18 protein-coding genes are annotated in these 22,715 nt (G+C 59.2%); 2 read left to right on the forward strand and 16 right to left on the reverse strand.

What is annotated here, in order from left to right; genetic code table 11:
• Position 1: 1 nt before the first annotated feature.
• From V1T76_RS20205 to V1T76_RS20235, 7 genes are all read right to left on the reverse strand, one after another.
• Complete coding sequence (locus V1T76_RS20205) at positions 2-838, reverse strand: ABC transporter ATP-binding protein (RefSeq protein ID WP_330562475.1); 837 nt, start codon at positions 836-838, stop codon at positions 2-4.
• A 3-nt stretch (positions 839-841) separates the two neighbouring features.
• Entirely contained in the window at positions 842-1,771 is a 930-nt protein-coding gene (locus V1T76_RS20210) for an ABC transporter permease subunit (protein ID WP_330562476.1), read from the reverse strand.
• A 16-nt stretch (positions 1,772-1,787) separates the two neighbouring features.
• Positions 1,788-2,795, reverse strand: a complete 1,008-nt coding sequence (locus tag V1T76_RS20215) for an ABC transporter permease subunit (RefSeq protein ID WP_330562477.1) — start codon at positions 2,793-2,795, stop codon at positions 1,788-1,790.
• Positions 2,796-2,913: 118 nt separating this feature from the next.
• Positions 2,914-4,518, reverse strand: a complete 1,605-nt coding sequence (locus tag V1T76_RS20220; protein WP_330562478.1) for an ABC transporter substrate-binding protein — start codon at positions 4,516-4,518, stop codon at positions 2,914-2,916.
• Between the two features lie 296 nt (positions 4,519-4,814).
• Entirely contained in the window at positions 4,815-6,308 is a 1,494-nt protein-coding gene (glpK, locus tag V1T76_RS20225; protein ID WP_330562480.1) for a glycerol kinase GlpK, read from the reverse strand.
• 76 nt (positions 6,309-6,384) lie between these two features.
• Positions 6,385-7,905: a glycerol-3-phosphate dehydrogenase gene (glpD, locus tag V1T76_RS20230; protein ID WP_330562481.1), complete on the reverse strand. Its 1,521-nt coding sequence runs from the start codon at positions 7,903-7,905 to the stop codon at positions 6,385-6,387.
• A gap of 180 nt (positions 7,906-8,085) precedes the next feature.
• On the reverse strand, positions 8,086-10,377 hold the full coding sequence (locus tag V1T76_RS20235) for a mechanosensitive ion channel domain-containing protein (RefSeq protein WP_330562482.1): 2,292 nt from the start codon (positions 10,375-10,377) through the stop codon (positions 8,086-8,088).
• Between the two features lie 296 nt (positions 10,378-10,673).
• On the opposite strand from V1T76_RS20235, the gene V1T76_RS20240 reads away from it, so the two are divergent.
• A complete protein-coding gene (locus V1T76_RS20240; RefSeq protein WP_330562483.1) occupies positions 10,674-11,789 on the forward strand; it encodes a DUF2336 domain-containing protein in 1,116 nt (371 codons plus the stop codon).
• 126 nt (positions 11,790-11,915) lie between these two features.
• Here V1T76_RS20240 and V1T76_RS20245 read toward each other — a convergent pair whose 3' ends face one another.
• The 3 genes from V1T76_RS20245 to fliI all read right to left on the reverse strand — a co-directional run bounded on the left by V1T76_RS20245 (position 11,916) and on the right by fliI (position 14,318).
• Positions 11,916-12,350: a paraquat-inducible protein A gene (locus V1T76_RS20245; protein ID WP_330562484.1), complete on the reverse strand. Its 435-nt coding sequence runs from the start codon at positions 12,348-12,350 to the stop codon at positions 11,916-11,918.
• Positions 12,351-12,556: 206 nt separating this feature from the next.
• Positions 12,557-12,964 (reverse strand): flagellar export protein FliJ, encoded by a 408-nt coding sequence (fliJ, locus tag V1T76_RS20250; protein ID WP_006932052.1) that lies wholly within the window; start codon positions 12,962-12,964, stop codon positions 12,557-12,559.
• 28 nt (positions 12,965-12,992) lie between these two features.
• A complete protein-coding gene (gene fliI / locus V1T76_RS20255; protein ID WP_442970152.1) occupies positions 12,993-14,318 on the reverse strand; it encodes a flagellar protein export ATPase FliI in 1,326 nt (441 codons plus the stop codon).
• 372 nt (positions 14,319-14,690) lie between these two features.
• Here fliI and ctrA point away from each other — a divergent pair, with 372 nt between their 5' ends.
• Positions 14,691-15,383, forward strand: a complete 693-nt coding sequence (gene ctrA / locus V1T76_RS20260) for a response regulator transcription factor CtrA (RefSeq protein WP_031270498.1) — start codon at positions 14,691-14,693, stop codon at positions 15,381-15,383.
• A gap of 116 nt (positions 15,384-15,499) precedes the next feature.
• On the opposite strand, the gene V1T76_RS20265 is transcribed toward ctrA, so the two are convergent.
• The 6 genes from V1T76_RS20265 to V1T76_RS20290 form a co-directional block, all read right to left on the reverse strand.
• The gene (locus V1T76_RS20265; RefSeq protein WP_330562487.1) at positions 15,500-16,471 is read right to left on the reverse strand and encodes an MBL fold metallo-hydrolase; all 972 of its coding nucleotides are present in this window, start codon (positions 16,469-16,471) and stop codon (positions 15,500-15,502) included.
• Positions 16,472-16,779: 308 nt separating this feature from the next.
• Positions 16,780-17,664 carry a CheR family methyltransferase gene (locus tag V1T76_RS20270; protein WP_330562488.1) on the reverse strand — a complete coding sequence of 295 codons (885 nt, stop codon included), beginning with the start codon at positions 17,662-17,664 and terminating at the stop codon, positions 16,780-16,782.
• Positions 17,661-18,884 (reverse strand): protein-glutamate methylesterase/protein-glutamine glutaminase, encoded by a 1,224-nt coding sequence (locus V1T76_RS20275; protein WP_330562489.1) that lies wholly within the window; start codon positions 18,882-18,884, stop codon positions 17,661-17,663. The genes V1T76_RS20270 and V1T76_RS20275 overlap by 4 nt, the downstream gene beginning before the upstream one ends.
• Before the next feature lie 20 nt (positions 18,885-18,904).
• On the reverse strand, positions 18,905-19,270 hold the full coding sequence (locus tag V1T76_RS20280; RefSeq protein WP_006932059.1) for a response regulator: 366 nt from the start codon (positions 19,268-19,270) through the stop codon (positions 18,905-18,907).
• A 36-nt stretch (positions 19,271-19,306) separates the two neighbouring features.
• Positions 19,307-19,798 (reverse strand): chemotaxis protein CheW, encoded by a 492-nt coding sequence (locus V1T76_RS20285; protein ID WP_006932060.1) that lies wholly within the window; start codon positions 19,796-19,798, stop codon positions 19,307-19,309.
• Positions 19,795-22,605: a hybrid sensor histidine kinase/response regulator gene (locus tag V1T76_RS20290; RefSeq protein WP_330562490.1), complete on the reverse strand. Its 2,811-nt coding sequence runs from the start codon at positions 22,603-22,605 to the stop codon at positions 19,795-19,797. The genes V1T76_RS20285 and V1T76_RS20290 overlap by 4 nt, the downstream gene beginning before the upstream one ends.
• Positions 22,606-22,715 lie beyond the last annotated feature (110 nt).

Raw genomic sequence — 22,715 nt, forward strand, 5'->3', positions numbered from 1 at the left:
CTCAGAAACCTCCCGCTTCGGCAAAGTCGCTCACCGTCGGCAAACGCTTGCCGGTGGCATTTTCCGGCAAAGCCGAAAGCAGCGCCTTGGTGTAGGGGCTCTTGGGGTTTTCGAAGAGGGACAGCACGTCGGCCTCCTCCATCTTGCGGCCCTTGTACTGCACGATGACCCGGTCGGCGGTTTCGGCCACCACACCCATGTCATGGGTGATCATGATCAGCCCCATGCCGCTGTCCTGCTGAAGCTGGACCAGGAGATCGAGGATCTGTTTCTGGATCGTCACATCAAGGGCGGTCGTCGGTTCATCGGCAATCAGCAGCTTCGGCGCGCAGGAAATTGCCATGGCGATCATCACGCGCTGGCACTGGCCCCCGGACATCTGGTGTGGGAAGGCCGACAGACGTTCGGCCGGGTTCGGAATACCGACGGAGGTCAGGATCTCGACCACCCGGTCGCGGGCCTGACGGCCCTTCATCCCCATATGGGTCTTCAGCGTTTCACTGAGCTGGAAGCCGATCGTGAAACATGGATTGAGGCTGGCAATCGGCTCCTGGAAGATCATCGAGATGTCTTTGCCAATCACCCGGCGCCGTTCCTTGGCCGACAGGGTGCGCAGGTCCAGCCCCTCGAATTCCATCTTGTCTGCAGTGATCGTTGCCGTGTTCGGCAGCAGGCCCATGGTTGCCAGCATGGCAACCGATTTGCCGGACCCGGACTCGCCGACGATGGCCAGAACCTCGCCCGCGTCGACCGTGTAATCAACCCCGTCCAGGGCCTTGAACGGGCCCTTGGCGGTGTCGAACTCGACCTTCAGGTTTCTGATTTCAAGAAGAGACATCGCTTAGCTCCTCTTCAGTTTCGGATCGAGCGCATCGCGCAGGCCGTCGCCAACCAGGTTGATGGCAAGAACAGTGATCAGGATCGCAAGGCCCGGGAAGGTGACCACCCACCAGGCGCGCAGGATGAACTCGCGCGCTTCGGCCAGCATGGTGCCCCATTCCGGGGTTGGCGGCTGTGCGCCCATGCCCAGGAAGCCGAGGGCGGCCGCATCCAGGATCGCGTTGGAGAAGGACAGCGTTGCCTGAACGATCAGCGGCGCTAGACAGTTCGGCAGGATCGTCTTGAACATCAGCCGCATGTGCCCGGACCCTGCCACCTTCGCCGCGACGACATAGTCACGCGTGCGTTCGGACAGCACAGCCGCGCGGGTGAGCCGCACGAAGTGCGGCTGCAGCACGATGGCGATTGCGATCATGGCGTTGATAAGCCCCGGCCCCAGGATGGCGACGAGCACCAGAGCCAGCAGGAGCGAGGGGAACGCCAGGATGATGTCCATCACGCGCATGATCAGCGTGTCGGTCATGCCGCGCATGTAGCCTGCGACAAGTCCGATCACGACACCGCCGACAAGGGCGATGGTGACCACGACGACGCCGATGAACAGCGAGAAGCGGGCACCGTAGATGAGGCGCGACAGGATATCACGGCCGACAGCATCCGTGCCCAGCAGGAACGCGGCCTTGCCGCCCTCCTCCCAGAACGGAGGCACCAGGAAACTGTCGCGGTACTGGAAGTCGGGGCTGTGCGGCGCGATCAACGGCGCGAAAAGGGCCATGAGGACCAGAAGCGAAAAGATCACGAGGCCGATCACGGCGCCCTTGTTCTGCGAGAAGTAGTACCAGAATTCCAGAAACTGCGCCTTGGTGGCGTTGCGGCTTTCGGCCTGGAGCTTGGTCTGGTCGGCTTTCACAGCCGGCGAGGTATTTGTCATTTTCCTTGTCCCCGGCTCAGTTGTGGCGAATACGCGGATTGATCAGCCCGTAGAGTACGTCCACGATCAGGTTGACCATCATGATGATCCCGGCGATCAGCAGCAGACCGCCCTGAACCACGAAGTAGTCGCGGCGGGAGATACTGTCGACGAGCCATTTGCCGATGCCCGGCCAGGAGAAGATGGTCTCCGTCAGGATGGCGCCAGCAAGCAGCACCCCGACCTGCAGGCCGATGGTGGTCACCACCGGGATCAGGGCGTTTCTGAGCGCATGCAGACCGACGATCGCACGTGGCGGCAACCCTTTTGCCCGCGCCGTGCGCACATAGTCTTCCCCCAGAACCTCCAGCATGGCGGAGCGGGTCTGGCGGGCGATGACAGCCATCGGAATCGTCGCCAGCACAATGGACGGCAGGATCAGATGCCGGACAGCAGAGAGGAACGCCCCCTTCTCGCCGGACAAAAGACTGTCGATCAGCATGAAGCCGGTGACCTGCGGGAAGAAGAACATCAGCGAGATGCGCCCGGAAACCGGTGTCCAGCCGAGGGTTCCCGAGAACAGGATGATCAGCAGCAGGCCCCACCAGAAGATCGGCATCGAGTAGCCGACCAGAGCTGTTCCCATGATGGCCTGATCGGCGATCGATCCGCGCTTCACGGCCGCGAAGATGCCGGCGGGAATGCCAAGGCAGACAGCGATGATGATAGCGCAAAGAGCCAGTTCGGCGGTTGCGGGAAACAGCGTCAGAAATTCATCGAGCACAGGTTTCTTGGACACGAAGGAGGTGCCCAGATCACCCTGGAAGATACCGGCGATGTAATCGAGATACTGATGCCAAAGCGGTTTGTCGAAGCCAAGTTGGCTCAGGACCTGAGCCCTCCGTTCATCAGATATACCGCGCTCGCCGGCGAGCAGCTCGGCGGGATCGCCCGGCAGCATGCGGATAAACGAGAAGGCGACGAGGGTGACGCCAAAGAATGTCGGTATCAACAGGCCGAGTCGACCTAGAAGAAAGCGAAGCATGTCAGGATCCAGATACAAAGAGCCAGCGGACACGACCTGATGTCAGGAAGGCATCCGCCGGCCAGAATGTCCGAAGGCGCCGGCATTGCTGCCAGCGCCTCCTTCGAGTTAGGCGGATTTACTCCGCAATGTCCACGCCGTCAAACCAGTGACCGCCGAGCGGGTCCATGATGTAACCGGTGACCTTGGAGGACATCGGCATGAAGACGACGGAGTGAGCGATGGTTGCCCACGGAGCCTGCTCCTTGAACACGACCTGCGCTTCTTCGTAGAGCTTGGTGCGCTCTTCCTTGCTGGTCACGGTCTTTGCCTTCATGATCAGCGCGTCGAACTCTTCGTTGCACCACTGGGCGCGGTTGGAGCCGCCGACACCGTCACAGCCGAGCAGAACGGCCAGGAAGTTGTCCGGATCGCCGTTGTCACCGGTCCAGCCGAGAAGCACGGCACCGTCACGGTTTTCGTCCTTGGAACGGGACAGGTATTCACCCCACTCGTAGGAAACGATTTCGACGTTCACACCGATGTTGGCGTAATCGGCCTGAATGACTTCAGCCATACGGCGGGCGTTCGGGTTATACGGGCGCTGCACCGGCATTGCCCAGATCTTCATGGAAAGATCTTTCACGCCAGCGGCTTCCAGCATTTCCTTTGCCAGTTCCGGGTTGTAGTCGTCGTCTTCAACAGCGTCGTTGTAGGACCACATGGTCGGCGGGATCGGGTTCTTCGCAGCCTGGCCGGAGCCCTGGAAAACTGCGTCGAGGATCGCCTGCTTGTTGATCGCGTGGTTCAGCGCCTTGCGGACTTCCGGCTTGTCGAACGGTGCCTGCTTGGTGTTGTAAGCAAGGTAACCGACGTTCAGGCCCTGCTGTTCCATCAGGGTTAGAGTGTCGTCAGACTGGATGTCTGCGATGTCGGCCGGTGCCGGGTACGGCATGATGTGACATTCGCCAGCCTTCAGCTTCTGAAGGCGCACGGCTGCATCCGGAGTGATCGCGAATATCAGGTTGTCGACCGGCTGCTTGCCACCCCAATAGTCCGCGTTGGCGGCATAGCGGATCACGGCGTCTTTCTGGTAACCCACGAAAGTGAACGGACCGGTGCCGACCGGCTGCTGGTTGAGCTGGTCCTTGGTGCCTGCAGCTTCGAGCTGGGCTGCATATTCGGCAGACACGATGGAAGCGAAGTCCATCGCCAGGTTGGCGATCATCGGAGCTTCCGGACGGTTCAGCACGAACTTGACCGTGTAATCGTCAACCTTGACGATTTCCTTGATCAGGTCCGGCATGGACATGCCTTCGAAATATTCCCAGGCGGTGCCGGCGGTGTATTCGTGCCACGGATGATCCTTCTTGAGCTGACGCTCGAAGGTGAAGAGCACGTCGTCGGCATTGAATTCACGGGTCGGCGTGAAGAAGCTGGTGGTGTGGAACTTCACACCCTGACGCAGCTTGAAGGTGTATTCCAGGCCGTCTTCGGAAACTTCCCAGCTTTCAGCCAGGCCCGGCAGCACTTCCGTCGTGCCGCGCTTGAACTCGACAAGCCGGTTGTAGATCGGCTTGGAGGAAGCGTCGAACGTCGTACCAGCTGTGTAGAGTGCAGCATCGAAGCCTTCAGGCGAACCTTCAGAGCAGTAAACCAGGTTTTTTGCAGAAGCGCCGGTTGCTGCAATCACAGCAAGGCTTACGCCAAGAAGGGATGCCTTCAAGGTTTTTTGGAAATTCATCAAACTGTTCTCCCCTTGATGAAGAGCAAGGGCCTTGCATCGTTGAATCGCGCAAAGGAGTTAAGCCCAAGCCAGCGCAAACTAAGGCGTTTTTTTGTCAGAAAATCAACTGCCAACATATTTCTAATTTGACGACGATATTGAAATTTTTTTGCTAGGTAAGAGTTGCTGCCGTAAATATTTAACACGCCAAGGCAGCCACAGGAAAAACAAATACCGCTGAGGCAGCTTTTTCATATATCGGCTAACCGACTGAAAATTATGGGCTCCCGCAAAACCGGGAGCCCATGTGATTGTCAGTCCTGCGTGGAGCGCGTGCGTTTAACGGCATCCTGCCAACCGGCAAGCAATCTTGTCCGCTCACTTTCCTGTAAACGCGGCTCAAAACGCTTTTCCAGCTTCCATTCCGCTGAGAAAGCCTCGGCGCCGGGCCAGATACCAGCCTTTGAACCGGCGAGCCACGCCGCACCGAGCGCAGTCGTTTCGGGCACGGTCGGCCGGTCGACAGGCGCGCCGAGAATGTCGGCCAGGAATTGCATCGTCCAGTCGGACGCCGTCATGCCGCCATCGACACGCAGAACCGGCTGCTCGGCTTCCGGCCAGTCGGCCCGCATGGCTTCAACAAGATCGCTCGTCTGGAAGCCGACGCTTTGCAGCACGGCACGGGCAATTTCCTTCGGTCCCGTGTTGCGCGTCAGGCCGAACAGCGCACCGCGGGCATCCGCATCCCAGTAAGGCGCCCCCAGCCCGACGAAGGCTGGCACAAGATAGACGTCCTGGTTGGGGTCCGCCTGCTCGGCTAGCGCCTGGGTGTCACCGGCGTTTTCGATGAGACCCAGACCGTCCCGCAGCCACTGGACGGCGGCTCCGGCAACGAAGATGGATCCTTCGAGCGCATAGGTGGTCTCGCCGTTCAGCCTGTAGGCGATGGTCGTCAGCATGCGGTTGTTGGACCGGACCGGCTTGGAACCGGTGTTCATCAACGCAAAACAGCCGGTGCCATAGGTGGACTTGACCATGCCGGGTTCAAAACAGGCCTGCCCGACCGTCGCCGCCTGCTGGTCGCCGGCAACACCGAGGATCGGGATCGCCCGGCCGAACAGCTCGGTGTCTGAAACGCCGAATTCATCGGCGCTGTCCTTGACCTCGGGCAGCAGGCTTTGCGGAATGTTGAGGAGCTCGCAGAGTTCCTCGTCCCACTTGTTGTCATGAATATTGTAGATCAGCGTCCGGGAGGCGTTGGTGGCATCCGTTGCATGCACCTTGCCGCCCGTGAGCTGCCAGATCAGCCAGGTGTCGACGGTTCCGAACGCGAGCTCTCCGCGCTCTGCGCGCTCACGCGCACCCTCGACATTGTCGAGGATCCAGGCAATCTTGGTTCCGGAAAAATACGGATCGAGCAGCAGACCCGTCTTGGCCGCAAAGGTGCCTTCCCGGCCTTCGGCGCGCAATTTTGCGCAGAACTCCGCCGTGCGCCGGTCCTGCCAGACAATGGCGTTGTAGACGGGCTCGCCTGTCGACCGATCCCAGACAAGCGTGGTTTCACGCTGGTTGGTAATCCCGATCGCGGCAACATCCGCCCCGCCGGAGGGAGCCTTTTCCAGTGCCTCACGGCACACGCGCAACGTGCTCGCCCAGATGTCGGCAGGTGAATGCTCCACCCATCCCGACTTCGGGAAATGTTGCGGAAATTCCTGCTGCCCCACACTGATTGGATGGAAATCGTCGCCGAAGACAATTGCCCGGCTCGACGTCGTGCCCTGGTCTATTGCCAAAACACATCCGGCCATGGCGCACCTCCCGTTTTCTTCTTGTCATGAAAACTGCCGGCAAGGCCGGCAGGTCGTCTGGTTCCGTTTGACGAAACTATGCCGCAGCGCCCGCCTGCTCTGCAAGATAGGCCGACAGATAGGTGTCCAGCTCGGCAGCTTCCTCCCGGCTGAGCCGCAACCCCAGCTTCGTCCGCCGCCACAGAATGTCCTGCGCGGTGCGCGCCCATTCGCGGCGGACCAGCCACTTCACTTCCGCTTCATGGAGATTGTAGCCAAAGCAGCGGCCGAGATCTTCGAGCGTCTTCGCCTCTCCCAGGATGTAGCGCGCATCCGTGCCGTAATGCCGGATCAGACGGGTGGCGAACACCTTGTCCAGGAACGGAAAATCAGCCTCGAGCCGGGAAACCTGCGCGTCGAATTCGCTCACCTTGAAATCCCCGCCCGGCAGCGGTGCATAGGCGGTCCACACCCCGCGCTTCAGCGGCAGATAAGGCTCCAGCTTGTCCAGGACATGCTCGGCCAGCTTGCGGTAGGTCGTGATCTTGCCACCGAAGACGGACAGGATCGCGGGCTTCTTGTCGCCGACGTCGAGTTCCAGCACATAGTCGCGCGTCGCCGCCTTGGCATCCTTCGCGCCATCGTCGTAAAGCGGGCGAACGCCGGAATAGGTGTGAACCACGTCTTCGGGTGTGATCGGATTTTCCAGGTACTCGCTCGCAGCCTTGCACAGATAGGCGATCTCGTCCTTCGAGATCTCGACCTTGCTCAGGTCGTCCTGGAAATCGACATCGGTCGTGCCGATCAGCGTAAAGTCGTTTTCATAAGGGATGGCGAACACGATCCGGCCATCGCCGTTCTGGAAGATAAAGCAGCGGTCATGCTCGAGCTGACGCTTGACGATGATGTGACTGCCCTTCACCAGGCGGACACTGGAACTGTTGTTCGCGCCCGCCACACCATTCAACATGTCGGCAACCCAGGGTCCCGCCGCGTTGACCAGCACATTGGCGGTCACGGTCTTTTCCTCGCCGCTCGCCAGATCCTTCAGAACGACCTGCCAGTGATCTCCGTCCCGCCGCGCGCTGGTGCATTTGGTCCGGGTCAGGATATCCGCCCCGCGATCGGCCGCGTCGCGTGCATTGAGAACGACAAGGCGGGCATCGTCCACCCAGCAGTCCGAATACTCGAACCCCTTCTTGAAAAGCTTCTTCAGCCCCTGTGAGAACGGTGCCTGGTCCAGACGAACGGTCTTGGTGGCCGGCAGCAGCTCGCGGCCGCCCAGATGGTCATACATGAACAGACCGAGCCGCAGGAGCCATGCCGGGCGCAAGTCCTTGTGGTGCGGCAGGATGAACCGCAGCGGCCAGGCGATGTGGGGCGCGGCCCGCCACAGAACTTCACGCTCCTTCAGTGCTTTGCGCACCAGGCCAAACTCGTAATACTCCAGATAGCGCAGGCCACCGTGGATGAGCTTGGTGGAGGCCGATGACGTGGCGCCGGCAAGGTCACCCATCTCGACCAGAAGAACCGAAGCCCCCCGACCGACCGCGTCGCGGGCGATCCCCGTTCCGTTGATGCCCCCACCGATGATCAAAAGATCGTAATCCGCAGCCATAACTGTCCCCGGCCTGTGTTTTTGCGTCTCAGGATTAGAAATGAAAATAAAACGAAACATCTCGAAATTCAATCAACAATTTCGCAGATAAAGACGAAAGACCCCGGCAAGAGGCTCGCGTCTCTGCCGGGGTCAAACAATCAACCTGATATGCGCAAGGCATTGATCTGACTTTTATTTTCAGTCTTCAGCCGGCGCATCGTCCTCAAGCTGGTCTGCGGAGACGTCAACCTTCTTGCGCTGTTTCGGTTTGCTGTCGTCCTCGACGAAAGGCGGCGTCGCCGAATGATAGGTAACCTGCGGGAACGGGATTTCGATATCCCGCTCGTCGAAGACCTGTTTGACGAATTCGTTATATGCGCGGCCAACGCCCCACTGCTCGCCCGGGATCGTCTTGATACGGCCACGGATATCGATGGAGCTGGCACCGAAGTTGGTGACGCCGTGCATCTCGAAATCGCCAATGATCTTGGGTCCGAAATCCGTTTCCTGCAGCCTGCGGAACGCTTCCAGCATGGCGTCCTTGGCGTCGGATATATTCGTGTCGTAGGAAACCCCGATCAGCGCGACATGATAGGAGAAGCCGCGCATGAAGTTGGACACCATGTCGACGGAAGAAAACGGAATGATATGGGTCGTTCCATCAAGGTCGCGCATGCGCACGGACCGAACGGTGATCCCCTCGACTGTTCCCGTCACCCCGGCGACGGTGACGACGTCGCCTTCGTTGATGGCATTCTCGATCTGGATGAAGGCACCGGTGATGATGTCCTTGACCAAGGTCTGCGCACCGAAGGAAATCGCCAGACCGACGACACCGGCACCGGCGATCAGCGGGCCGATGTCAATGCCGACTTCCGACAGGGACAACAGCAGCGCCATCACCACGATGACGACCGTCGACGCGTTCCGGAACAACTGAAACAGCGTGCGCTCGCGGGCGGTCACGATGTAGCCGGAGCGCGATTGCAGCCTGAGATCCACCCAGGACATGACGGCCAGCCAGATGAGGAAGGCGACGAGCAGGACCAGGAAGGCGGATCCATAGCTGCTGAGAAGCTGCACCCCGGCTTCGCTTGCCAGCCACTCTGCTATCGTCAACAGCCCCCAGATCTCCAGAAGCAACAGCACGGTTGCCAGGAACACGGCGAACCGGATGAACTTCAAGAGGCGCGGCACAAACGCATTCAGCCGGCCCTGAAGCGCCGGAAGGGTCCGGTTCAGGTCATCCGGCAGGCGGATCCCGCCCTTGATCGCTTTGGTGACAACCAGCGAAATGGCCATACCGGCCATGATGGTCAGGATCGACAGCCCCGTCGCTCTCAGGATGATGGTCGTGGCGTCAAACGGCCGGGTGACCCAGATGATGAACACCGCCGCAATGTAACCGAAGGCAGCAAGATGCCAGAGCTGACCGACCAGAATGAGCGCGCGCTTGGCAAGAGCGCTCTGCAGGTGTTCGGCGTAATCCTTGGCGCCAGCGTTCACACGCTGTCTGTTCGTGTGCACCAGAATCAGCAGATAGACCATACCAAGCAGCACGACAATGAACCGCAGGGCGTTACCAAGAACGAAGGAGACGGCAACATTGGCGATCGGCACCGCCAGAAACACACCGAAGATCATCCAGTACATGAACAGCCGCAAACGCCTGTACCAATAGAGCGAACTCTGATCGGTGAACGGCAGAAGCCGCAGCTCCGGCCGCCCGGGCGCAAAGATGAAGCGCAGCGAGACGTTGGCCATTCCGAGGATGAAAAACGCATTCAGCGCCAGGCTTTCCTGCAACGTGACGCCCGCTTTTATACCTCCGAAACTCGCCAGCGCGGCCGCGTTCCCCACGGCCCAGCCGATCCCGACCGTAACCGCATCGACGACTGATGTCAGAACGAGAACGAAGGTCCTGGTCAGCCCGCCACCGTAGCGCGCGTAGAGCGACATGCGCGGGTAAAGCATCTTGGCGACAAACTGGCTGAGCAGAAAGCCGGCATAGGCGGCAATCAGGACGATCACGACCTGACCCGCGATATCCTTCACCCGCTCCCATTTGACCGGGATATCACCCCGCGCGACAAGAACCAGACCGTTCAACGAGCGCATGGCCTGTTGCAGCAGATAGCCGGCATCATCCACCAGTGCGCGCGTGTATTCACCGATCCGCAAGGCGAAATTTTCCTGCTGCAAAGGCGGTGAAGCCTCGTCTACCGGGGTTACCGCTTCGCTCCCGGGAACCTGCCTGTCCCCCTCGGCGGGCTGGCCGCTGCCGGCGTTCTTTTTCAAGAGATCGATCAGTTCTGCCCGGCTTTTCGGATCGTTCAGGACCTTGATCAGCGCCTGGTTCGCCTGCTCGACATCGGTCGACGGCGCCTGTTCCTGCGCTGTGGACGCCCCCCCGCTTTCCTGAGCCAGAACCGGAACCGTTCCGGCGAAGATGATCATCAGAGAAAAGAGGCAACAGCGCAAAATCGTCATTTCAAACCCTTGTTCGTTCCGGAAAGCCAACAGGCGTCCGGCCATGGCAGGGACAATATGGAGGAACGATCCGCGATGAAAAGGCTCAGTCTGCCGTGTTCGGACATTTTTAAGTAATATTGTGAAATGCACGTCGCCTAACTAGTAAGCAGACAGGCATTTCCAGCAGAAGTAGAGTTTCCTTGGAAATCGGAAAAAGTTTTCGCACCAACGCAAGGTAATATGCCACCCTTTGCCTATCGGGTAACGCAAAAATAACAATGTGGGCGCCAATCTGGCCCGATGCGGAGGAAGGGATGCCCAGGTCCTTGATCAAACTCGCCCTGGAAGGCACAGACGAAGCGCGACGGAGACTGTTCGCGCAGGTGAGCGAACTTGTGATCTCGGACCTGGAAGAACGGACCGACCGGGAACTTGCCATCTTCTCCGAAGTGATCATCAAGCTTTACAGCGTCGGCACGCCGAGGGACCGCGCCCGGCTGGCGCACAAGCTGGCGACACATGTGAACACGCCGCCGGAACTTGCCCGCAAGATTGCCCAGGACGATGTCAACGTCGCCATGCCGCTGCTTGCGCAGAGCCCGGCACTGACCCAGGAAGACCTGATCGATTTCGTTGAACGTCTGAGCAACGCTCACCTCCAGGTCATCGCCCGCCGCACGGACCTCTCCACTGAAGTGTCCGATGCCATTGCCGAAAAGGGTGACCGCCCGGTGCATCGTATCCTGGTCGGCAACCGCGAGATCAAGCTGTCGCGCGAGACGATGCTGTCTTTCGTCAAATACGCGACGGAAGACGTGGTCCTGCGTGAAGACCTTTGCCTGCGCTCCGACCTTTCTCCGGCGGTTTGCCGGGCGCTGCTGCCCATGGTGGACGACGAGACCAAGAAGCGGCTGCGCAGCATCATCGAAGGTTCCCTGTCGCAGGAACAGCTCGACCAGATCGCAAGGCTCAAGGTGCTGCGCCGGGAATTCGGCGATGCGCTGAACAATCCCGATATGGCGTTGCTGTGGCGGGAGGCCGAGCGCGCGGACATCACCGTCAACGAACTGATGATCCTGCTGTTGCAGGATGGCCGCTTCAATCACGCGATCGAACTGCTCAGCGCACGCGGGCGGACAGCGCAAAAAGCGCTCAAGGATGCGGTCTTCAACGGCAAGAAGGATGTGGTCCTGAGAACGGCAGCGAAGGCCGGCCTCGACACACCGACCTTTGCCCTGTTTGCCAAGGTGCGCTGCGACCACATGAAGATCCCCGCGGCACAGGGGTCCGAATGGACCGCGACCTACAAGAAATTTCTCGACGGTTCGGCGCAATCCAAACAGCCGCGCTGCGGTGACTTCCAGGCAAACCGGCGAGAAAAAAAAACAAGGATCGCCGCTGACAGGGCCGCACGCGCCGCGGCGATGTAACCCCGGCACGTCCGACGATTGCCGGCCGACCAGATCGGAGCCAGCGCTTCCCTTACCGGCATTTCGGCCATCAAGCCGAAAGGCGCGAACACACAGCTTCCTTCATCAGCCGGACTTCTCGGGACTTCAGTTTCTTGAGCAAAGCGTTGCGGCGATGGCAGTCGACAGGGTAGCGACCGCGTAGAACCACAGCCCCGGCAAAATGGCGGCAGCGGCCAAACCACTGGTCTTGGCGGCAAAAAGCACCAGCGCCACCAGCATGACATCCAGCATCGACCACTTGCTGACCATCGAAAGAAGGGCCAGCGACCGGGTCTTTGCGCCGCTGAGCACAGCCACATGGATCAACAGGATCTTCAGTGCGGGAAATCCGATCGAGAAAAGCGCCACGATCGCGGCAAGAACGGCATCGCCCTCCTGATAGAGGCTCGTCACCATTTCGATCAGCGTGGGACGGTCTTCCAGAAAATAGAGACGTTCGAACCGCATCAGCGGCTGCGTCAACCCAAGGGCAAAGGAAAACGTGGAAACCGGAAGCAGGAAAGCCAGAAATAATCGCATTGAAACTGCCGTACCCTGGCTATCGTCTTAAATTATCGCTGCCCGGTGTCCCTTGAAGGCGCGCCAGACAGCCGTTTCCATATCACCCGGACCGGAAAGCACAAAACCTGACCGCCGCAAGCAACGATCAGGAATATAAGAACATGCATCCAACGCCGCCAGCCCCCTGACGGAGACCGGGCGTTGCAGGGGAAGGTCTGACGGCCTTAGCGTCCGCGTGCCCGCGCGGCGACCTCATCGAGCAGATCCTGCTCCGCCATTTCCTGGGCGGTGCGTTCGCGCTGCTGGTCGCGCTCTTCGAGCTGCTCGAACTTCTTCAGCTCTTCAATCGCCTCGCTGAGCTCATCCCGGGCGCGTTGAAGCTGATCATCCAGTTCATGCGCGGAATTGCGCAGGTTGTCACGCCGGTCCGCAGCGGCCTTGGCGAACGTCGGATAGGCAAAATGTGTGACATCCGTGATACCGACCCGCTCCTGCTCCGACCGGATCTGGTCGTCGAGCTCATCGGCCATACGGTTGAACTCGGCGATCATGCTCTCGATCTGAGCAAGCTGTCGCCGTTTTTCGTCAACCTGAAACCGCTTCAAACGGATCAAACTGTCTCGGGTTTTCATTACTCAATACTCCCCTAACACGGGCAGTCTACCCCTGAGTCATTTCCAAAAGGTTGGCAAGTTGCGCATACCCGTCAGAAAGTGATGTCGCTTCGTCTTTTCCCTGATTGAGAAAATCGTCGATCATGTCGAACCTGTAAATGGCTTCGTCCACGGTCGGGTCGGATCCCTTCCGGTAGGCACCCAGCCGGATCAGCTCTTCCATGTCCGTATAGGTCGACAGAAGCTGGCGCGCGCGGCGCAAAACCGGAAGTTGCTCCGGCGGCACGCAGCGCGGCATCGTTCGCGAAACGGACTTCAGCACATTGATCGCCGGATAGCGGCCCCTCTCGGCAATGCCGCGCTCCATAACCACGTGACCATCGAGAATACCGCGAACCGCATCGGCCACAGGCTCGTTGTGATTGTCCCCTTCCACCAGCACGGTGAAAAGCCCTGTGATCGATCCGCTGTTCTCCTTGCCGGGGCCGGCCCGCTCCAGAAGACGCGGCAATTCTGTGAAAACCGTCGGCGTGTAGCCCTTGGAAGTCGGCGGCTCGCCAATCGACAGGCCGATCTCGCGCTGCGCCATCGCGAATCGGGTCACCGAATCCATCATGCACAGGACATTTTTGCCTTCGTCGCGGAAATGCTCGGCAACCGTCATGGTCAGATAGGCAGCCTGCCGGCGCATCAGCACGCTTTCGTCGGAGGTCGCGACCACCACCACGGAGCGTTCCAGACCCGCTTCGCCGAGGTCGTCCTCGATGAATTCCTGAACCTCGCGACCACGCTCGCCGATGAGGCCGATCACCGCGACATCACATTTGGTATTTCGCGCCAGCATGGACATCAGCACGGACTTGCCGACACCCGACCCGGCGAAAATGCCCATCCGCTGCCCCTCGCAACAGGTTACGAACGTGTTAAGCGCGCGCACACCGAGGTCGAGAGGCGGTCCAACTCGTTTACGTTCGGAGGCCGGTGGAGGTGAACTTCGCAATTTGCGAGGCACTCCGCCATGAACAAGGTCTCCTTTACCATCAATCGGTTCACCAAGTGCGTTAATGACTCGGCCAAGCCAGGCATTGGCCGGATGCACCACGCTGTCGCGCGACTGAATCACCGCTTTGCAGCCCATTCGCACGCCTTCCAGCCCGGAAAACGGCATGCAGAGCGCGTGTCCTTCGCGAAAACCGACCACTTCTGCGGGTACTTTTGGGTTATCCTCACCGTTGTCGATCAATAATCTCGATCCGACACTCATTTCGTGAATAGGCCCCGCGATCTCGACGAGAAGTCCCTGAACCGCAGTCACCCGGCCATAAATTTCGGTCGGCATAAGCGAATCAATCTCGGCGAAAAGCGCCTTCACGTAAATTTCCTTCCCTCGTTAACGGTTTTGGTAACCGATCGTTTACGACTCTGGTTAATCTTAACCTTTGGAAGGCTGACAAGCGAGAGCCATTTCGGAGTCAAAACGGCTTTGTTGAAAGGAATCTGAACGGAATCGGTTAGCGCCGGTTCTTAAAGTTCAACATTAAGATTTGTGAATCCGGATTTTTTTTGGGGATTCAATAAGTTGACTGTTGTTCACAGTTTCCTCTCTCCAGAGCTTGCCGTTACGAATCATATTTTGTTAACCATTAACCGGTAGCTTTGAGTCGGGGTTAACATCAGTCCTTCGTAGCAGGCACCGACAGAGCCGTTGCGACTTGCCCAGGAAAGGCAGAACAAGGGGATTGGCATGCGTGTATTGTTGATTGAGGATGATAGCGCCACGGCGCAGAGCATCGAGCTGATGCTGAAGTCCGAGAACTTCAACGTCTACACGACAGATCTTGGCGAGGAAGGTATCGACCTCGGCAAACTGTACGATTATGACATCATTATGTTGGATTTGAACCTGCCGGACATGTCTGGCTACGAGGTTCTCCGGACGCTTCGCGTTTCAAAGGTCAAGACACCGATCCTGATCCTTTCCGGCAACGCGGGCATTGAAGACAAGGTTCGTGGCCTCGGCTTCGGCGCAGACGATTACATGACCAAGCCGTTCCACAAGGATGAGCTTGTCGCACGTATCCACGCCATCGTTCGCCGCTCCAAGGGCCATGCGCAATCGGTGATTGTCACCGGCGACCTGAAGGTCAACCTGGACACCAAGACCGTCGAAGTCGGCGGCCAGCGCGTCCATCTGACCGGCAAGGAATATCAGATGCTCGAGCTTCTCTCCCTGCGCAAGGGAACGACGCTCACCAAGGAGATGTTCCTGAACCATCTCTACGGCGGCATGGACGAGCCGGAACTGAAGATCATCGACGTGTTCATCTGTAAGCTTCGCAAGAAGCTGGCAGCTGCAACTTCCGGCAAGAACTACATCGAAACGGTGTGGGGCCGCGGCTATGTGCTGCGCGAGCCGGACGTCGAAGCAGCCGCCTGATTCGGCACAAGACGTAGACGTTTTAAAGCCCCGACCTTGTGCCGGGGCTTTTGTTTTGGTCGATGGACAGTTCTAAGCCCGAGTTTCGGCAGGTTCTTGCTGTCACAAAGACGGGATCAGAGCTTCAACTGATAGGATGCCGGTACATAGCGGAATCCGCTGTCGTTCGTGTCCACGTAGCCGACCGCCGGAAACGGCATGTGGTACCCGACGAAGGGGATCTTGTCGGCGGCCAGCATTCCGAAAACATCCTTGCGGGTGGCGGCTGCGCCTTCCTTGTCCATGTCGAAGCGAACTTCCCATTCCGGATGCGCCAGAGACCAGACATAGTGGTTCGCCGTATCCGCTGTTATCGCAAGCTGTTTGCCGTCGCTCTCCAGCATGTAGATCATGTGACCGGGCGTATGTCCTGGCGCGGCCATGGCGGTGACACCACTTGCCACGCTGCCACCGTCGTCCAGGAAAGTCATCTTTTCCGCCAGCGGCTTGACATGACTTGCCATCAGTTTGGTAACCCCATTGGCTTCGGCATCCATCGCTGCCCAGAAGTCATATTCCTTCTGCCCGGTGACGTAGCGCGCATTGGAAAAGGCAGGTGAACCGCCTTCCATCAGACCGCTGATATGATCGGGATGCATATGCGTCAGCACCACCACATCGACCTGCTCCGGTGTGTATCCCGCATTTTCCAGCGCAGCGCGCATGTTGCCCCTGCCCGGCCTCGCACCCTCGCCATTGCCGGTGTCGAACAGAATCAATTCTTTGCCCGTGTTGACGAGCGTCGGCGTGAAACTGATCTGGAAACTGTCGTCAGGCAGGAAATTTTTAGCGTTGGTCGCAGAAAAAGTATCCGCATCAACATTCATGGCGAATGTCTTCTGCGGCTCGTTCAAAGTGACCGCCCCGTCGTGCAATGTCGTGACTTCAAAACCACCCACGGAATAACGGGCAACAGACGCCGGCAGAGCAGACTGCTTTTCGGCCGCCGCATGCACCACAGTGGTTCCGGCGAGGCTTGCTCCGGCAAGCACACCGCCGGCCCCCAGCAGCGCTGCGCGGCGCGTGAGTTCAACTTTAATCTCGGTCATATGTCCACTCCCTGCAATTCCGATGCATCAAGACCGTCCCGCAATCGGACACCGTGTCTCCGGCAGGACGTAAAGCTTACGTCGAAGAAGATGGAATGGTTTCAGGCCCAGACAAGTACCGGCCAGCGTCGCTCGGACACTCGCGAGCAACGCGAATTAAACTGAATTATTTCAACAACTTGACTGAAAGAAACAGGCGGTTCGCATACTCATTCCCCTTCACGATGCCGTGAATGGAAAAGGCGGCCGAGGCCGCCTTTTTAAATCGAACTGTTTTGCTGCACCGGTGGTGCCGGGCAGGCAAGCCTTTAGCGCTGGAGCCCCAGGCCGCCACCGACGGCCAGGCGAGGCGTTGCGGCCGAACCGGTCGATGCCTGGACCGCCTGCTTCTTCTGGAACAGGCCACGCTTACCGGCAACGGGCTTGAAGGCGTCCGTCAGGCCAACCACGGTCTCCGCGGCGCCAAGAACAAGATAGCCGTCGTCCGGCAGGGATTTTGCCAGTCTTCCGAGGATTTCCGTCTTGGTGGCCTGATCGAAGTAGATCAGCACGTTGCGGCAGAAGATGATGTCGAACTCGCCCAGATGGGTGAAGCTTTCCAGAAGGTTCAGCTTCTTCCATTCGATCATGGCGCGCATGCCGGCATTGATCTGCCACATCTCGCCCTTCTGCTCGAAATACTTCAGCAGCATCTGGATCGGCAAACCGCGCTGCACCTCGAACTGGCTGTAGAGGCCGGTCTTGGCCTTTTCCAGCACTTCGTTCGACAGGTCAGTACCCAGAATCCGGGTCCGCCAGCCGGCCATTTTCGCAGCGTCTTCCTTCAGGCAGATCGCCAGGGAATAAGGCTCCTGACCGGTCGAGGCCGCCGCGCACCAGATCTTGATCTGCTTGCGCGTCGCGCGGCTTTCCAGAAGCGCCGGCAGCATCGTGTCCTTGAAGTGGTCGAACGGGGTCTTGTCCCGGAAGAAAAACGACTCGTTGGTCGTCATTGCTTCAACCACATCCGTTTCCAGTGCCCGGTTGGTACCGCGCTGAAGCTGCTGGATGACGGCGCTGAGTGTTTCCAGCTTGGAACTGCGTGCGACCGGCAGAAGACGGCTTTCGACCAGATATTGCTTGTCGTTGGACAGAACCAGGCCGGAGCGGGTCTTCAGAAAGTTTTTCAGAAACTCGAACTCGCTCGGGGTCATCTCGTGTTCCCCTTCAGAACGCGCGAGATCTTCGGGCCGATCTCCTTCAAGGGTAGAATTTCGCTGCAAACGCCCGTTTGTGCAGCTGCGCCAGGCATGCCCCAGACCACGCTTGTGGCTTCGTCCTGCGTGATCACGCTGCCGCCACCTGCCGCAATGGTTTTGACGCCTTCAGCACCGTCGTGTCCCATCCCGGTCAGGATGACGGCAAGACTTGCCGAACCGAACACCTTGGCGACACTGTCGAACAGGGGATCGACGGCAGGCTTGCAGAAATTCACGGGAGGACCATCCGTCAGCCGGATCTTTGCGGCACCGCCGTCCTTCTCGATGATCATGTGCTTGCCGCCAGGCGCGACATAGATATTGCCGGGCTTCAGCACTTCGCCATCCTCGCCTTCCTTGGACGGACGCAGGGCAGCCTTGCCCATGTGTTCGGCCAGAATGGCGGTAAAGGTTGGCGGCATATGCTGGGTGATGACCACCGGCACATCGTTCATGGCCGTCCCGACTTCGCGCATGACTTCCTGCAGAGCCTGCGGACCGCCCGTGGAGGAGCCGATCGCCAGGATGCGCGGACGCGCGGATGAATAAGGACGGGTCTGGTATTTGACCGCTCCGGCAGCAGCTCCCGCCGGTTGAGCAGCACCGCGAAAGGTCGCCCGCGTGTCGGTTGCAGGGCGCGCCGAGACCGGCCTGACCGGCTGCGCGGTGCGGCCTGCGCTGGTTTCCGCACGCATGGTTCGTGCCGGCCCGCGCATGCGGATGGCGCGCGCGCCAAGTGCCTTGACCTTCTCGATCAGTTCGCGGCGAAAATCGATTGACGTCGTGACCTCGGATGTCGACTCCGGCTTCGGCACATAGTCTGCTGCGCCGAGCGACAGGGCCTTCAAGCTGATCTCCGCGTTCCGGCGGGTCAGTGTCGACGCCATGATCACGACGAGGTCGCGCTTCTTTGCCAGCATGAGCGGCAAGGCCGTCATGCCATCCATTTCCGGCATCTCGATGTCGAGAACAACGACGTCCGGATTGCTTTTTTCGATATCTTCTACAGCAAGCTTGCCGTTGCGGTGCGAGCTGACGACTTTCAGACTTTTGTCTTCACCGAGCCAGCGTGTCAGAAGTCCGCGGATGACGACGGCGTCATCTACGACCATGACCTTGATGGGATCGCTGCCCGGACTCGTGCCCGCAGTTATGCTTCTTTGCGCAAACGCCATTTAGATTGCCCAACTCGAAACTAGATAAGACCGACTTCCTGAAACTTGGCTTCCACGATTTCGCGGTCGAACGGTTTCATGATGTACTCGTTTGCGCCGGCGCGAATGGCACGGGCGATGTGCGCAACGTCGTTTTCAGTGGTACAGAATACGACGATCGGGTTTTCACCACCCTCTTCCGCCCGCAGGCTGGTCAGGAATTCAAGTCCGTCCATGACGGGCATGTTCCAGTCCAGCAGAATTGCGTCCGGCATGGTCTTGCGGCATTCGTCAAGCGCCTGCTGGCCGTCTTCCGCTTCGGTGATCTCGAAATTCATATCCTCGAGAATGCGGCGAGCCACCTTCCGGATGACACTTGAGTCATCGACTACGAGGCACTGTTTCATCAGGCTTAACTCCACTCAATAGCCATTATGGCCTTACTACGCTGCAGCCATGGGTTCGGTGAACATCGAGCCGAGCAGTCGATCGACATCCAGAATGACCATCAGGCGGCCATCCAGGCGATGCACGCCTCCGGATATCTCTGCCCAGCGACGATCCAGGTTCGACGGGTTGGGTTCCGCCGATGCGGACGAAAGCGTCAGCACTTCGCCAACCGTATCGATGACAAGGCCGTAGCTTTCCTGCTTGTACTCGATACCGACAGCCATCATCTGGCCTTCCTTCAAGGGCGGCAAATGCAGGCGGCGACGCATGTTGATCGCGGTGACGATGCGTCCGCGGAGGTTCAGGACACCCTGAACCTCGGGAGCGGACATAGGCACGCGTGTAACGCTTTCCGGCACGAACACATCATGTACCTGGGAAATGGGCAGGCCGAACAACTGGCCGCCGATGACCACGGTTACATACTGGATCATGTCACTTGCGGATTTCTGCTCCGCGTTGAGTTTGTGTTCCAGCACACTCATGCTGCAGCTCCCATTTCACCGGAGAAGACGTCTTTCAGGGCGGCAATCAGGCCCGGACGGTCGAACTTGGCGACATAATCGTCGAAGCCCGCCTGGCGGCCGCGTTCGATCGAAGCCGGCGTCACCATGGACGACAGGGCCAGGATCGGAATGTTGCGGAACCGGGGATCACGACGCAGCGATTCACAGAACTCGAAGCCGTTGATTTCCGGCATTTCGATGTCGCTGACGATCGCATGGAACTTGTCGCCGTTTTCCAGAAGGTCGAACGCCTGATGCGGACCGGTACAGGTGGTCACATCATAGCCGGCGGCTTTCAGAACCGGTGTCAGCATGTTGCGGAAGAAGGACGAGTCATCCACGAAGAGAACCTTCTTGGTGAGCGCCTCGATGTCCATTTCCTTGCGCATGAACCAGTCTTCGAAGGCCTGCGGCAGGTAGTAGCCGAGGTCGATGATCTCGGTCGCACGTTCCTTGACCACGGCGGAGCCGAGGATGCCGGGACGTTCCGAACCGACTTCGATGTTCATGCGGTCCTCGACGATGTCGACGATCTCGTCGACCACGAGGCCCATGGAGCGGCCCGCATCGGAGAACACCAGCATCGGCTGGGTGCCTTCCGACTTGTGGCTGTCGCCATCGTTCAGATAGACGAGCGGCATGAGCGCACCGCGGTACTGGACCAGATCGCGGCCGTTCGACCGTTCGATCTTGGAGACCTCGAACTCTTCCAGACGCGTGACCAGCGACAGCGGCACGGCCTTCGGTTCCGGCGCACCGGCACGGAAAAGCAGAAGAGAGATCGAGCTCTGGCCCGAAACGGCACGGCTCTGCAGGTCTTCGTGTTCGTCTTCCTGGTTCTCGGTAACCGCGCTCGACGCATGGCTTGCCATGGCACCGGCGATCCCGTTCGGATCGATGATCATGATCACCGAGCCGTCGCCCAGGATGGTGTTGCCGGAGAACATGCCGAGGTTGCGCAGCATGGTCGACATCGGCTTGACCACGATTTCCTCCGTATGGAAGACACCGTCGACGACCACGCCGAATGTCTGACTGCCGACCTGCATGACAACGATGAAGCCGTTGTCCGCATCGATGGCCTCGTCAGCGTTTTCACCCTCGTAGATGCCCAGGAGCTGGGAAAGGTGCACCAGCGGCAGCAGCTTGTTACGCAAGCGCAGAACCGGGGTGTCCTTGATCCGCTCTATACGGTGTTCCGAATTGGTCTGCACGCGGACCAGTTCGACAACGGAGAGCTGCGGGATCGCGAACCGGTCGCCGCCGGCTTCGACGATCAGCGTCGAAACGATGGCAAGCGTCAGCGGGATCTTGATGATGAAGCTCGAGCCCTTGCCCTGTGTAGAGCGCAGGTCGACCGTACCGCCGATCAGTTCGATGTTGTTGCGCACCACGTCCATGCCGACGCCGCGGCCCGAAACGCTGGTGACCTTTGCAGCCGTGGAGAACCCGGCGGCGAAGATGAACTTGTGGATCTGGGCGTCCGTCATCTTGTCGACTTCGGCTTCCGACGCCAGGCCGCGTTCAACGACCTTCGCCTTCACCCTCTCGACGTCGATGCCCTTACCGTCATCACGAACTTCGATGATGATGTGGCCGCCTTCATGATAGGCCGCCAGGGTAATGGTACCCTTTTCCTGCTTGCCTGCCGCGCGGCGATCCTCCGGACGCTCAAGACCATGGTCGGCCGAGTTGCGGACCATATGTGTCAGGGGGTCCTTGATCATCTCCAGAACCTGGCGGTCCAGTTCGGTATCCGCGCCGATCATTTCCAGTTCGATCGGTTTTTCAAGTTCCTGGCTGAGATCGCGAACGATACGCGGCAGTTTCTGCCATGCATTGCCGATGGGCTGCATGCGCGTCGCCATGACGCCTTCCTGCAGTTCGGCGGTAACGTTCGACAGGCGCTGCAACGGCACCTTGAATTCACTGTCCTCGTGACGGCGCACGATTTCCAGAAGCTGGTTCCGGGTCAGCACCAGTTCGGACACCATGGTCATCAGGTGTTCGAGGGTGTCGACCGCAACGCGGATGCTCTGGTTGGAAACACCGCCGCCGGAAGACTTCTTCTCGCCGCCTTCGCCGCCAGACGCCTTTGCGGGGGGCTTGCCCGCCGCCTTGGCTTCAGCCTTGACCGCAACGGGAGCGGGCTCGGGCTCTTCGACTTCTTCGACGATTTCTTCAGCTTCCTGAACCACCGGTTCAGCAACTTCAACTTCAACCTCGGTTTCGCGGAAGGCGCGCTCGAGTTCGTCCAGCGACACTTCGCCAGGACGAAGCGGACGCTCCAGCGATTGATCGGCTGAAGGTTCCTCTACGGATGCTTCCGGCTCGGCCTCGGCTGTTTCCGCCACAGGCTCGGGCGCCGGAGCTTCCGCGGCAGCCGCACCACCCTTCATGGCGGCGTCAGCTTTCGCGGACATTTCTTCCAGCTGGCCGATCAGCTCACTGTCGTCGCCTTGCGGCTCTTCGCCTTCAGCGGCTTCCAGATCTCCCAGTATGTCCTTGATCTGATCGATCGAGGTCAAAATGAGGGAAACGGCTTCTTGCGTGACAGGAGCGCCGTCGCGGAATTTCCCCATGAGGGTTTCTGCCGCATGCGCGATACCTTCAAGACGGGGAAGGCCAAGGAAGCCACAGGTGCCCTTGATCGTGTGCACCAGGCGGAAAATGTTATCTAGGATAGTGGCGTTGTTCGGTTCCTGCTCGAACTTTACGAGCTCAACGTCAACAACATCGAGACTCTCATTGGTCTCTGTAATGAATTCCCTGAGGAGGTCGTCCATGGCCTGCTCTCACCCGACTTGTTACTGGTTCCGCACCCCAAAAGGGATGTCTGGACCGAGAAGTCCATGAGAGCTAGGTTGACGGCAAACAGTTAAGATACGCTGAAGCG

This window comes from Roseibium sp. FZY0029 (assembly GCF_036350355.1).
GTDB lineage: Bacteria > Pseudomonadota > Alphaproteobacteria > Rhizobiales > Stappiaceae > Roseibium.